Annotated in this window: 13 protein-coding genes; all 13 read left to right on the top strand. The window is 58.3% G+C overall.

The window, feature by feature from the left end:
* A partial coding sequence (locus Q3886_RS04225) for a TonB-dependent siderophore receptor (RefSeq protein ID WP_301859919.1) occupies positions 1–1202 on the top strand: 1202 nt, incomplete at its 5' end.
* Positions 1203–1233: 31 nt separating this feature from the next.
* The gene (locus Q3886_RS04220; protein ID WP_301859918.1) at positions 1234–2223 is read left to right on the top strand and encodes an ABC transporter substrate-binding protein; all 990 of its coding nucleotides are present in this window, start codon (positions 1234–1236) and stop codon (positions 2221–2223) included.
* Positions 2220–3221, top strand: a complete 1002-nt coding sequence (locus Q3886_RS04215) for an iron ABC transporter permease (RefSeq protein WP_301859917.1) — start codon at positions 2220–2222, stop codon at positions 3219–3221. The genes Q3886_RS04220 and Q3886_RS04215 overlap by 4 nt, the downstream gene beginning before the upstream one ends.
* A gap of 2 nt (positions 3222–3223) precedes the next feature.
* A complete protein-coding gene (locus Q3886_RS04210) occupies positions 3224–4006 on the top strand; it encodes an ABC transporter ATP-binding protein (RefSeq protein ID WP_301859916.1) in 783 nt (260 codons plus the stop codon).
* A 10-nt stretch (positions 4007–4016) separates the two neighbouring features.
* Positions 4017–5156, top strand: a complete 1140-nt coding sequence (gene cbiD, locus Q3886_RS04205; RefSeq protein WP_301859915.1) for a cobalt-precorrin-5B (C(1))-methyltransferase CbiD — start codon at positions 4017–4019, stop codon at positions 5154–5156.
* Positions 5153–5866 carry a precorrin-2 C(20)-methyltransferase gene (gene cobI / locus Q3886_RS04200; RefSeq protein WP_301859914.1) on the top strand — a complete coding sequence of 238 codons (714 nt, stop codon included), beginning with the start codon at positions 5153–5155 and terminating at the stop codon, positions 5864–5866. Before cbiD ends, cobI begins: the two co-directional genes overlap by 4 nt.
* The gene (cobM, locus tag Q3886_RS04195; RefSeq protein ID WP_301859913.1) at positions 5863–6642 is read left to right on the top strand and encodes a precorrin-4 C(11)-methyltransferase; all 780 of its coding nucleotides are present in this window, start codon (positions 5863–5865) and stop codon (positions 6640–6642) included. Before cobI ends, cobM begins: the two co-directional genes overlap by 4 nt.
* A gap of 4 nt (positions 6643–6646) precedes the next feature.
* A complete protein-coding gene (locus Q3886_RS04190; RefSeq protein WP_301859912.1) occupies positions 6647–7687 on the top strand; it encodes a cobalt-precorrin 5A hydrolase in 1041 nt (346 codons plus the stop codon).
* Between the two features lie 12 nt (positions 7688–7699).
* A complete protein-coding gene (gene cobJ / locus Q3886_RS04185) occupies positions 7700–8431 on the top strand; it encodes a precorrin-3B C(17)-methyltransferase (RefSeq protein WP_301859911.1) in 732 nt (243 codons plus the stop codon).
* Complete coding sequence (gene cobK / locus Q3886_RS04180; protein ID WP_301859910.1) at positions 8428–9189, top strand: precorrin-6A reductase; 762 nt, start codon at positions 8428–8430, stop codon at positions 9187–9189. The genes cobJ and cobK overlap by 4 nt, the downstream gene beginning before the upstream one ends.
* Positions 9190–9192: 3 nt before the next feature.
* Positions 9193–10413 (top strand): precorrin-6y C5,15-methyltransferase (decarboxylating) subunit CbiE, encoded by a 1221-nt coding sequence (gene cbiE, locus Q3886_RS04175; RefSeq protein WP_301859909.1) that lies wholly within the window; start codon positions 9193–9195, stop codon positions 10411–10413.
* On the top strand, positions 10410–11825 hold the full coding sequence (locus Q3886_RS04170) for a cobyrinate a,c-diamide synthase (protein ID WP_301859908.1): 1416 nt from the start codon (positions 10410–10412) through the stop codon (positions 11823–11825). Before cbiE ends, Q3886_RS04170 begins: the two co-directional genes overlap by 4 nt.
* The gene (locus Q3886_RS04165) at positions 11791–12420 is read left to right on the top strand and encodes a precorrin-8X methylmutase (protein ID WP_301859907.1); all 630 of its coding nucleotides are present in this window, start codon (positions 11791–11793) and stop codon (positions 12418–12420) included. The genes Q3886_RS04170 and Q3886_RS04165 overlap by 35 nt, the downstream gene beginning before the upstream one ends.
* The last annotated feature ends 493 nt before the right edge of the window (positions 12421–12913 follow it).

The following is a 12913-nucleotide window of genomic DNA, read 5'->3' as shown; positions in this document are numbered from 1 at the left end:
ATGACGCCCAGTCCCTGACCTTCTATGCCAGCCATTCCGGCATGGACGGCCATGTAACCGATATTGTTACGACTGATAAAAAGAAACCACTGTGGCCGTATCAGGTCAATGCCAAGCCGGTGGAACGGCTGATTAATACGTACAGCGCAACCTATCATTTCGGTGAAGACGGTGATACACCCGGGTATATCCGCTACTTTAATGAATATAATCATACACTGTGGACCAATGATTTCTCTACCCGCACGCAGGGCGTACAGGCAGAAAACAGCTGGCATCTCGGCAGTGCCCATTTGCTGACAGCCGGTGCTGAATGGACCATGGATCAGGGAACGAACGAAGCTGCTGACATTCTGGACCGGAAGCGCACCAACCGGGCTGCCTACGTAGAAGACGTCATGACCTTTGGCAAATGGTCTGTTACACCAGGCCTGCGCCTTGACGACAACAGCCAGTTTGGCTTCCATAAAACCCCTCGTCTGGCTGTGAACTATGCTGCCAGTGACCAGTGGAACGTCTATGCCAACTGGAGCCGCGTCTTTGCAGCTCCTAAGTTATACGATCTGTACTATTTAAATGCCGATCGTCATTCTAAGGGCAATGCTGATTTGCGGCCTGAAGAAGGGTATACCCAGAACGTAGGCGTGTCCTATCGCCCTGATGCCAAGACGGAAATAACAGTCAACCTGTTCCGCAGCAGCCTGTCCGACGCCATTCGCTGGAATCGCAATCTTCCCGGAGCCTGGAGTACGGAAGCGCAGAATCTCAATAAAGAAAAGAAGCGGGGCATTGAACTGACTCTGAACAAACGGATCAACGATGCCTGGGATTACGAACTGGGCTACTCCTATACACAGACCAAAATCGACGAAGGCGACGGAAAGGGCCTGCATCTTGATGAAACGTACAACCGCCCCAATGGCTATCATGGCGCCGTCAATTTCCACCGCAGCCGCTGGACGGCCAATGTGACGGTCAATGCCGGAACAGGCCGGATTGCAGACTACGGCCCAGGCCGCAATGACGATTACTTCATGCACGGCTCCTACGTTACCTGGGATGCCGGCGTCACCTATGCCGTCAATGACGCTCTGACCTTGTACGGACAGGTCCAGAACCTGACGGACGAAGGATACGATCTGTATCACAATTATCCGTCAGAAGGACGGTTCTTCCTGGCTGGCGCGACCTATCGCTTTTAATTCGCCTGTGGCAGTATAAAGGAGGCTGACTATGGCCATGCGAAACATTCTTTCCAAAAATCTATGGCACCTGACTGCCGTTGCCGCTGTCTGTCTGAGCCTGGCCGTCAGCGGCTGCGGGCCCCGGCAGGCGGCAACAGACCAGCCGCAGCAGACGGCCAGCGTGTACGCAACCATGACCGATGATGCGGGACGGACAGTGACGCTGACGCAAAAGCCGCAGCGCGTCATCGTCCTGTCTACGTCACTGCTCAATTTCGCCGCTGCCGTCGACGGCCCCCTGGTGGGACGGGCAACGGTCAAATCGGAAGACATGACCATTCCCGAATCGTATCAGGCTGTGCCCGACGTAGGGCCTGTATACAATGTCAGTGTCGAAAAGATCCTGGAGCTCCAGCCCGATCTGGTCATTGCCAGTGCCATTCAGCATCAGAAGCTGATTCCCCAGCTGGAACAGAACCATATTCCCGTCATTGCCCTGCGCAGCAAGACCTATGAGGAAGTGAAGCGGAACATGGAGTTCTTTGGCAAAATCTACGGCAAAGAAGACCTGGCTCAGCAGAAGATCGACCAAATGGACCAGGATATTGCCGCCATTACGAGTAAGCTTCCTAAGGTGCATACGAAGGCGGTCATTCTCCATGCGACGCCTAGTTCCGTTACGGCCCAGCTGCCCAACAGCATTGCCGGCAATATTGCAGCCATACTGAAGCTGGATAATATTGCCAGTAATGCCCAGCCGGCGGATCCGAATGTGGAAAAAGTTCCGTACAGCATGGAAGCCATTGTCGAACAGGACCCGGACGTAATCTTCTTCACTTCCATGGGGCCGTCGGAAAAGGTAGAAGAACGGATTCGGCAGGATGTACAGGGAAATCCTGCCTGGGCCGGCCTGCGGGCTGTGCAGCAGGGCCGGGTCTACGTGCTGCCGGAACATTATTTCCTCCTTAATCCGGGACTGGACTTTCCCAAGGCCGTATCGTATATGGCCGTCCTGGTCTATCCGGAGGTATTTCGATGAGCTCAGGAAATCAGGCCATTTCCCGGCTGGCATGGCGATGGGCCATGCTCGTCCTGTTTGCGCTGCTGGCCGGAGCAGGCCTGCTGCTGTCTGTCGGACAGGGAGCGGCCTCTATTTCCGCTGCAGGCGTAGTGCGGCTGTTGCTGCAGCCGGAACACAGCGCAGCCAGTCAGATCGTATGGAATCTGCGCCTTCCCCGGGCCCTGACTGGGGCCATGGTGGGCGCCAATCTGGCCCTGTCCGGCGCCATCTTGCAGGCCGTTATGCGCAACCCGCTGGCTGATCCCCATATTATCGGCATCTCTGCCGGTGCCGGTCTGACCGGTGTTCTCGTACTGGTACTGTTTCCGGCGCTGACCTACCTCATTGCGCCGGCTGCCTTTCTGGGAGCCATGGCGGCAGCCGTGATGATTTACGTCCTGGCCTGGAAAAACGGCATCAAGCCAGTGCGCATTATTCTGGCCGGCGTTGCCGTCTCCGCCTTCCTGGGGGCCGGTATTTCAGGCATTCTTATTTTTCACAGCGACCGCGTTCACGGCGCGCTCATGTGGATGGTGGGCGGCCTGGCTGCCGTAAGCTGGCAGGAAGTGACCCTGCTGGCTCCCTATGCCGCTGTGGGCCTTATTCTGTCTCTCCTGGGCGCACCGTATCTCAATATGCTCCATCTGGGCGATGATATGGCCCGCGGTCTAGGCGTATCAGTCGAACAGGTCCGCATCCTGCTTACGGCTGTGGCGGCCCTGCTGGCAGCCAGCGCCGTCAGCGCCGCCGGCCTGCTGGGCTTTGTCGGCCTCATTGTGCCCCATACGGCGCGCCTCCTCATTGGCCATGATTACCGGTTTCTCATACCTGCCTCGGCCCTGCTGGGAGCAGCCATTGTGACCCTGAGCGATACGGTGGCGCGTCTTCTCTTTGCCCCTGTGGAACTGCCTGTCGGCCTGATTATGGCTTTTCTGGGGGCACCCTTTTTCCTGTTTTTGCTGCGAAGGGAAGTGTAGCCGTGAGCGAGGCAATCGAAGTATGTCATCTTTCCGTAGTCCGGCAGAAGCGGGAAATCCTGCACGATGTCACCCTGACCATTGGGGCAGGCCGTATGGTTTCCATTGTTGGCCCCAATGGCTGCGGCAAAAGTACCCTTCTGAAGACGCTGAGCCGCATGATTCCCATATCGGCAGGGACGGTTCGCATTCTGGGCCGGGATATTCATTCCTTTGGCCGGAAAGAACTGGCCCGCCATGTAGCGGTCCTTCCGCAGGTGCATCCGCTGCCGGAAGATATGACCGTACGGGAACTGGCGGCGCTGGGGCGGTTTCCGTACCGTTCGCTGTACCGGCCTTCCTCGCGGGAAGACGCCGTATATATAGACAAGGCTCTCCATGCAGTCCATCTGGAAGAAGAAGGGGATACACTGCTGCAGCACCTTTCCGGCGGCGAACAGCAGCGGGCCTGGCTGGCTATGCTGCTGGCCCAGCGCTCGCCAGTGCTGCTGCTCGATGAACCGGCAACGTATCTCGATATTCGCCATCAGCTGCACATGATGAAGCTGCTGCAGCATATTAATGAAAAACTGGGTCTGACCATTGTCATCGTGCTCCACGATATGAACCAGGCTCTGCGGTATACGCAGCAGTCCATCGTCATGAATCAGGGGCGCATCGTGTGTGCCGGCCCATCGCAGCACGTCCTGACGCCGGAACGGATACAGCAGGTCTTCGGTGTCCGTACGGAACGGGTGACGACTGCCGACGGGCAGCATGCCCTTATTCCCATCGATATAGAGTAGGAGCAGGAATATGACCTTATATGCTATCAAAGAGGGAAAGAAACTGCGCTGCGGCTATACGACCGGCTCCTGTGCCGCTGCAGCGGCCAAAGCGGCGGCCCTCCTTGCGCTGGGGCAGGATGCCGTGCCGGCTGTACAGCTTCAGACGCCGCGAGGTGAAGTCCTTACCATTGATATCGTGTCGTGCCAGCGCTTTCCCCGGCAGGGACGGTGTGCTGTCCGCAAAGATGCCGGCGATGACCCGGATATTACCGACGGCGTGCAGGTCGCAGCCCATGTATCCCTTACGTCTGGCGGCATCGTCATTGCCGGCGGCCCGGGCATTGGCCGCGTAACCAAACCGGGTCTGTCCTGCCCGGTCGGCGAGTGGGCCATTAATCCCGTGCCCCGGCAGATGATACGCACAGCAGTAGAGGACATAGCCAGGCAGTGCGGCTATACTGGCGGCTTTGCCGTGACGATTTCCATTCCCGGCGGGGAAGAGCTGGCCAGGAAAACCTTTAATCCCCGGCTGGGCATTGAAGGCGGCCTGTCTGTCCTGGGGACGACCGGCATTGTCGAGCCTATGAGCGAACGGGCTCTGGTCGAAACGATTCACAGGGAAATGGATTCCCGTCGCGCTGCTGGAGAAAAGCATATCCTGGCCTTTTTCGGCAATTACGGCGTCGATTTCAGCCGGGACGTCCTTCAGATTGATACCGAAAAGCGCGTGACTATCAGCAATTATGTCGGCGAATCCCTGGATTATGGGGCATACTGCGGTTTTTCCGACTTGCTGCTCATCGGTCACGCAGGCAAACTGATAAAAGTAGCCCAGGGAATTATGAATACCCATTCCCGCTATGCCGACGGCCGCACATCCTTTCTGGCTCTGGCGGCCATGCTGCACGGCGCTTCCCCGGCTGTGGGACAGGCTGTATACGACAGCGTGACGACCGACGAAGCCCTGCGGATTATTCAGGACGAAGGCCTGCTCGAGCCCGTCATGGCTCTGGCCTGCCGGAAAATAGCGTACTATATGGAGCAGCGCGTCCATGGCGCCCTGCGCACGGGAGCCCTTCTTTTTTCCAACGTATACGGCGTGCTGGGCTATGCCGGCGCTGCCGAGGAGCTGCTCACACTGCACAGACAAAGGAGTGAATTATTATGACAGGAACCTTATATTGTGTCGGCGTCGGGCCGGGAGATCCGGAACTGATGACGCTGAAAGGACTGGCCTGCATCCGGCGCTGCCCGGTTATTGCCGTGCCGAAAAGCGGCGGCAGTGCCGGCAGGGCCAAGCAGATTTTGCTGGCTGCTCTGGAGGAGCAGGACATTGATATATCGGCCAAGACGATGGTGGATATTTCCTTTCCCATGACCCGCAGCGCAGTTGTCCTGGAAAAGGCGCACGCCAGCGGCGCCGCAGCGATTGAAGAATATCTTAATGCCGGGCAGGACGCAGCCCTCATTACTCTGGGCTGCCCGACGGTCTATGCATCGAGCATTTATATTCACCGCCTCGTTCGCCGCCATGGCTATGACACGGCCATCATTCCCGGCGTTCCCAGCTTCTGCGCCGCCGCAGCCCGTCTGCAGCAGCCCCTGTGCGAACAGGATGAGCCCCTGACGATTATTCCGGGCAATCGAAAGGACCGGCTGGAACTGCTGTCGCAGCCGGGAAATGCCGTGATTATGAAGCCCTCTGGGTCGCTGGACGCTCTGAAAGAGGATTTGCAGAAAGCCGGCGTCCTGGATACAACGTCTCTCATCGAGCGGTGCGGCCTGCCGGAAGAACAGGTATTTCCCAACGCTGCCGAGGCAGAAGACTCGCCGTATTTTTCGATTCTGCTGGTACGGAAAGAGGAGGAAACAGAATGATTCACTTTGTCGGAGCCGGCCCGGGCGCAGCGGATTTGATTACCTTGCGGGGCAAAACGCTGCTGGAGCAGGCAGACTGCATTATTTATGCCGGGTCCCTGGTCAATCCGGAACTGCTGAAGTACGCAAAACAAGACTGTGCCATATATAACAGTGCGTCTATGACGCTGGAAGAAGTCCTGCAGGTCATGGAGCAGATGGAAGAAGACGGCAGGACGACGGTCCGCCTCCATACAGGGGACCCGTCCATTTACGGGGCCATTCGCGAACAGATGGATCAGCTCGCCGATCGGGGCATTGCCTTTGATATCGTTCCCGGCGTCAGCTCCTTCTGCGCCGCTGCTGCTGCGGTGCAGGCCGAATACACACTGCCCGGCGTCAGCCAGTCCGTCATCATTACCCGCATGGAAGGGCGCACGCCTGTGCCGCAGCGCCAGCGTATTGCCGACTATGCCGCTCATGGGGCGACGATGGTTATTTTTCTCAGCGCCAGCCTGACGGCGCAGCTGCAGGACGAACTCCTGGCCGGCGGCTATCAGGCAGATACGCCGGCAGCCATCGTATACAAAGCATCGTGGCCGGAAGAGCAGGCATACCACTGTACGGTTGGGACGCTGGCTCAGACGGCGGCAGAAAAGGGAATCAGCAAGACTGCCCTGATTCTGGTCGGCCAATTTCTGGCCCATGCCTATGAACGAAGCCGCCTCTACGATCCTTCCTTTTCTCACGCCTATCGCCAGGCCGTGCAGAAAGAGGACCCGGCAGAAGCGGAGTAAGGCCATGGAAGGCATTATTTTTTCCTTTACCCGCGCCGGCACGATACTGGCCCGGAAGCTGTGCCAGGTCCTGCAGCAGAAGCAGTGGCACATCGACATGGCAGCGCCGGCGGCGTACTGTGAGGGACAGGATATTCGCCCTCTGACGCCGTCGCTGCAGGACGAAGTGCGGCAGGCTTTTGGGCAGAAACAGCTGTTGCTGTTCGTCGGAGCCGCCGGCATTGCCGTCCGTTCCATTGCTCCCTGTGTGGTCAGCAAACAGACCGATCCGGCTGTCATCGTTACTGATGAAAAGGGCCGCTTTGTCATTCCCCTCCTGTCCGGCCATATTGGCGGTGCCAATGGAATCGCCCGGCAGCTGGCTGCTGCTCTGGGCGGTCAGGCCGTCCTCACGACGGCGACAGACGTAAACGGCCTGTTTGCTGTCGATGAGTGGGCTGCCCGTCACCATCTGGCCTTGTCTTCTCTGGCTGATGCCAAGGCTTTTGCGGCGGCCATGCTGGAAGAGGGGACAGCCGGTATATACAGCGATTTCCCCATAGCCGGCCCCCTGCCCGGGGGGCTGTGCCGGGAAGAACAGGGAAAGACGGGGCTGGTCGTAACCGTTCGGGAGAAGGACCGGCATTTTTCCCGCGCCGTCCTGGCCTGGCCGGCAGTGGTCTATCTGGGCATTGGCTGCCGCCGCGGCGTTTCGGAAGAGGCCATAGCCCATCATGTGGAAAGGGCCCTGGCAGAAGCCAATCTGTCCGTACAGGCCGTCGCCGCCATTGCGTCTGTGGACCGGAAAGCCCATGAAGAAGGGCTCCTTTCCTTTGCCCGGCAGCGAAACTGGCCGATTCGCTTTTTCTCTGCCTGCCAGCTGCAGGCCCTTCCCGGCTCGTTTACGGCCTCTTCCTTTGTCGCCCAGACCGTGGGCACTGATAATGTCTGCGAACGGGCTGCCGTTCTTGCCAGCGGCGGAACCCTTATTTTGCATAAACAAGGCGGCAGCGGCGTAACGGTAGCAGCAGCCTGTGCGCCGTATACCGTTTATTTTGATACGTAAGGAGTGACTATTATGAAGGCGACGATTTACGTAGTCGGCATTGGCCCGGGCCATGTGTCCGGCATGACTGCAGAAGCGCGGCACGTACTGGAACAGTGCCGCTCCATTATTGGCTATACTACCTATATCCGGCTCATTCAGGACGAATTTCCTCAGGCCACGTACATGGATACAGGCATGACCCGGGAAGTAGAGCGGTGCCAGCTGGCCCTGGAAGAAGCGAGAAAAGGGCAGGATGTAGCCCTCGTATCCAGCGGCGATGCCGGCGTATACGGCATGGCCGGCGTCATGTACGAAGTCGCTGCCGGCTGTGACGATGTGAATATTCAGGTCGTTCCCGGCGTGACAGCCGCCTGCTCCGGCGCAGCTCTTCTAGGAGCGCCTCTGGTCGGCGATTTTTGCCTCATTTCCCTCAGCGACCTGCTTACGCCGTGGGAAACCATTGAAAATCGCCTGGACTGCGCCGCTGCCGGAGATTTTGTCATTTGCCTGTATAATCCGGCCAGCCGGAAGCGGGCCGATTATCTGGAAAAGGCCTGCAATATTATTCTGCGCCACCAGCCGTCCCATACGCCGGCCGGCATTGTGCGAAACATTGGCCGTGCTGGCGAATCGTCAGAAGTCCTGACGCTGGGACAGCTGCGGACGAAGAAGCTCGATATGTTTTCCACCGTCATTATCGGCAACAGTCAGACCAAAGTCATTGACGGCCACATGGTGACGTCCCGGGGATATTCGCTGTGAGCCGGCCGGTGTGGATTGCCGGCGGTACGACAGAAGGGCGGGAGCTGGCTCTGTATGCCAGTTCCCTGGGGATTCCCACGTATGTTACGGTAGCCACGGCTTACGGTGCGTCTCTTCTGCCGCCGCAGCCATCGCTGACCGTCCTGGCCCGGCCTATGGATCAGCAGGGAATGGAACAGTTTCTCCAGTCTCTGCAGCCGTCTCTGGTCATTGATGCGACTCATCCCTATGCAGTGGACGTGACCCAGTGCCTGCAGCAGGCCTGTGCAGACCAGGCCGTTCCGTACAGCCGCGTCGTCCGTCCTTCCCAGGGAGACAGGGACGGAGCCGTATTCGTCCATTCCTTTGCTGAAGCCGTAGAGCTCCTGAGCCAGATGGAGGGAAATATTTTTCTGACCACAGGCAGTCATCATCTGGAAGACTTTACCCACGTGCCGGACTATGCAAAGCGCCTGTATATCCGCATTCTGCCCTTTGGCCGGTCCCTGACGCAGGCCCTGGAACTGGGCTATGCGCCGTCTCATATTATTTGTATGCAAGGCCCGTTTTCCGAGGCCTTGAATGCCGCCATGTTTCAGCAGGTACAGGCTGCCTGCGTGGTGACGAAAGATTCAGGCAAAGCCGGCGGCTTTCCGGAAAAAGCGGCCGCTGCCAAAGAGGCCGGTGCCATGCTTCTGGTCATTCAGCGGCCTCAGGAACAGGGCATCAGTCTGGACGCCATGAAGGGCCGCATCGCTGCTATGGCAAAGGAGGAGTAAGAAGTGGATGTATATATCGTCGGCATTGGCCCGGGAAATCCGGAGCTGCTGACCTGTGAGGCCCGCAGGGTGATTCGCGCCTGCCCGGTCCTGATCGGGGAAAAGCGAATGCTTGCGTCCTTTGCGCAGGACGGGAAGCAGACCTATCAGACCCACAGCCCGGCAGCGATCCGGCAGATTCTGGCCGGCCTTTCGGATGACCAGGGGCCTGCTGCCATTCTCGTATCTGGCGATACGGGATTTTTCAGCCTCGCTCAGGGACTGTCCGACCTGCCTAGGTGTACTGTGACCCGCTGTGCCGGCCTGAGCAGTCTGACCTACTTTGCAGCCAGACTGGGCATGGCCTGGCAGGATGCGTACTGCCTGAGCCGCCATGGCCGCAAGGCTTCTCTCGTGTCTGCCGTATACAGCCACAGCAAGGTATTTTGCCTGACTGGCGGCAGCGATACGGTGGATGTGCTGTGTCAGGAGCTCTGTCAGGCCGGGCTGGACAAGGTCCGCGTCTATGCCGGCAGCAACCTGTCCTATGGTGATGAAGAAATCCGCATCGGTACGGCAGCCGAACTGGCAGAACAGCATTTTGACAGCTTATCGGTCATGCTGATTGAAAACGAAGGGGCAAGGCCCATCACCACGCCTGTTCACGGCCTTCCCGACGAGGCCTTCCTCCGCGGCGATGCGCCCATGACCAAGCGGGAAATTCGCAGTCTTGCTATTTCCCTGCTGCAGCCGTCTCCGGCCGATGTCGTCTATGATGTCGGCGCCGGCACGGGCTCCTGTTCCATAGAGCTGGCCCTGCAGGTTCCCTTTGGCCAGGTATGGTCCTTTGAAGCCGATACGAAGGCCCTGGCACTGCTGGAACAGAACCGTCTCCGCTTCGGTCTGCACCATATGACCATCGTTCCCGGCAGGGCGCCCCAGACGATGGCTGACACGCCGCCTGCCGATATTGCTTTTATTGGCGGAACCAAAGGCCATATGGCGGCCATACTGGATAGGCTGTATGCCAAAAATCAGGCCTGCCGCATCGTCATGACGGCCATTACGGTGGAAACGCTGGCTGCCGTCACGGCCTACTACGCATCCCGCCCGCAGTATGGTCTGGATATACGGCAGATACAGGCCGCCGTAAGCCGCCGCGTCGGCTCGTCCCATATGATGATGGCCCGCAATCCGGTCTATGTCCTCTATGCCTTCCCGCAGCCGGAAGGAGCGCCGCAATGACCGACGTATCACTGCCGCGCATCATGATCGCCGCTCCGTCCAGCGGCGGCGGCAAGACGACGGTCATGTGCGCCCTCCTGGGTGTGCTGCGGCGTCACCACGTACAGGCGGCGGCCTTTAAGAGCGGCCCCGATTATATTGATCCCATGTTTCACCGCCGTGTCCTTCATACGCCGTCGCGCAATCTGGATCTGTTCCTCCTGGGCGGCGGAGAAGAAGGGCGGAACAAGGCCCGCTATCTCCTGGCCCAAGGGGCTGGGCAGGCGTCTCTTGCCGTCCTGGAAGGGGCCATGGGCTATTATGACGGCATTGGCACGGGAATGGAAGGAAGCGCCTATGAACTGGCCAAGGCCACGGATACGCCGGTTATTCTCGTCGCAGACGGCAAGGGTGTCGGCATATCTCTGGCCGCCCAGATTCAGGGACTGGCCCGGTTCCGTCGGGACAGCGGCATTACCGGGTTCATCGTCAATCGCGTCAGCCCCATGGTATATGCGTATTTTAAAGACCGCTGGGAAGCAGAAACGGGCCTTCCGGCCCTGGGATATTTGCCGGAGAAGAAAGAATGGGCCGTTCCCAGCCGCCATTTGGGACTGGTCACAGCCGGAGAACTGACGGCCCTGCAGGACCAGATGGCCGATCTGGCCGCCGCCGCTGAAAGGTCCCTGGAGATACAGGAGATGCTGCACCTTGCCGGAGCCGCTCTTCCCCTGTCGTATGAACCCATTCCCATTCATCCTGTCGGGCCGGCCCGCATCGCCGTGGCTCAGGACGAAGCCTTCTGCTTTTATTATGCCGACAGCCTGGACCTGCTGAAACAACTTGGTGCAGAACTCGTCTTTTTCAGTCCCCTCCGGGATTCGTGCCTGCCTCCTTGTGACGGCCTCTATCTGGGCGGCGGCTATCCGGAGCTGTATGCCCGGAAGCTGTCTGAAAACACGGCCATGGGGCAGAGTATCCGCCAGGCCCTGGCGCGCCGCCTGCCGTGCATTGCCGAATGCGGCGGCTTCATGTATTTGCAGGAAGGCTTTTGCGACAGTACTGGCGACAAGGTTCCCTGGGTTGGAGCCATTCCCGGCCAGTCCCATATGACTAGGCGGCTCCAGCGGTTTGGCTACGTCACGCTGACGGCTCAGGAAGATACCATGCTCTGTCAGGCAGGCGAACAGATTCATGGCCATGAATTTCACTACAGCGACAGTACGAACAATGGCCAGGCCTTTATGGCTCAGAAAGCATCCGGGCCGCGGCACTGGCCGTGTATATACAGTACGGACCGGCTCGTGGCCGGATATCCGCACTGGCATTTTTGGGGCAATCCGCACTGGGCCGCCCGGTTTGTACAGGCCTGCAGGGCCTACAGAAAGGAAGAAGACCATGAAAATGGAACATGTGCTGCCTGCCGACATTGAACGGCGCAGCATGGAAATTATTGAAGAAGAGCTGGGAGAAATCCGGCTGGATGACGATACAAAGGATATTATCAAGCGGGTTATCCACACCAGTGCCGATTTTGACTATGCCCGCACCCTGCGGTTCAGCACCGATGCCGTCGAACAGGGGCTCCAGGCTCTGCGCCATAGGTGTACCATCGTGACCGATACGAATATGGCCTATATGGGAATCAGTCAGAACGGGCTGGATAAACTGGGCTGTCATAAAGCCTGCTTTATGGCGGACAGCGATGTCGCAGCGCAGGCGAAAGCCGACGGGACAACCCGGGCCGTAGCCTGCATGGACAAGGCCAGCCGCCTGTCAGGACCGGTTATTGTCGCTGTCGGCAATGCGCCTACGGCACTGCTGCGTCTGGATGAACTCATCTGTAGCGGCCAGATGAAACCAGAACTGATTATTGGCGTCCCTGTAGGCTTCGTCAATGTCGTCCATGCCAAAGAAGTAATCATGCATTCCGGCATTCCCTACATCGTGGCAAAAGGCCGCAAAGGGGGCAGTAATATTGCCGCCGCTATCTGCAATGCTCTGATTTACAGATTAACTCGAACATAATACAGCGTTATAAAAGGTGAACGGACCTCCTGATTGTTAGACTAACTGTTTAACAATTGGGAGGTCTGTTTTTTTTTGGCGAAATACAGGGACCGCCTACCCTGAGTATCAAGCCATTTCCGGTCAAACATCATAGATGACGTCATCAGCATAGAGAAAGAGAAGAAGAAGGAGAAAAAGAGGGGGAGAAGGAGAAGGGCGCCGTCAGCAGACCGTAGTCTTCTCACATCTGTCAGGGGGCCGGGAAGCGAGAGTCCGGTGACATTCTCTGCCCATCAGGCCGGTCGCCCACAGGCCGTTGTCCGTCTGCAGCAGAATCTACCCTGTCTCTCTGCCCGGAATGTCAGGAAGCATTACGAATCAGCTGCTTGTCTGCCTGCAGGCCGGCCAGACGGCCTATGGACTCCCTGTGATACCGTATGTCTCAGGCTCAGGCGGCGTATACCCCAGGTCGGGATGCGATGGCCCTTCTGACCGTTCCGCGTAAGGGCTT

It is taken from the genome of uncultured Megasphaera sp. (assembly GCF_958350005.1).
GTDB lineage: Bacteria > Bacillota > Negativicutes > Veillonellales > Megasphaeraceae > Megasphaera.
This window is presented reverse-complemented; position numbering and strand designations above follow the sequence as displayed.

Excerpts from the sequence above, each read along its gene's own strand:
- Q3886_RS04190 (WP_301859912.1), top strand. The coding sequence starts at position 6,647 with ATGGAAGGCATTATTTTTTCCTTTACCCGCGCCGGCACGATACTGGCC.
- Q3886_RS04170 (WP_301859908.1), top strand. The coding sequence starts at position 10,410 with ATGACCGACGTATCACTGCCGCGCATCATGATCGCCGCTCCGTCCAGC.
- Q3886_RS04215 (WP_301859917.1), top strand. The coding sequence starts at position 2,220 with ATGAGCTCAGGAAATCAGGCCATTTCCCGGCTGGCATGGCGATGGGCC.
- cobI (WP_301859914.1), top strand. The coding sequence starts at position 5,153 with ATGACAGGAACCTTATATTGTGTCGGCGTCGGGCCGGGAGATCCGGAA.
- cobM (WP_301859913.1), top strand. The coding sequence starts at position 5,863 with ATGATTCACTTTGTCGGAGCCGGCCCGGGCGCAGCGGATTTGATTACC.
- cbiD (WP_301859915.1), top strand. The coding sequence starts at position 4,017 with ATGACCTTATATGCTATCAAAGAGGGAAAGAAACTGCGCTGCGGCTAT.
- Q3886_RS04220 (WP_301859918.1), top strand. The coding sequence starts at position 1,234 with ATGGCCATGCGAAACATTCTTTCCAAAAATCTATGGCACCTGACTGCC.
- Q3886_RS04165 (WP_301859907.1), top strand. The coding sequence starts at position 11,791 with ATGAAAATGGAACATGTGCTGCCTGCCGACATTGAACGGCGCAGCATG.
- cobJ (WP_301859911.1), top strand. The coding sequence starts at position 7,700 with ATGAAGGCGACGATTTACGTAGTCGGCATTGGCCCGGGCCATGTGTCC.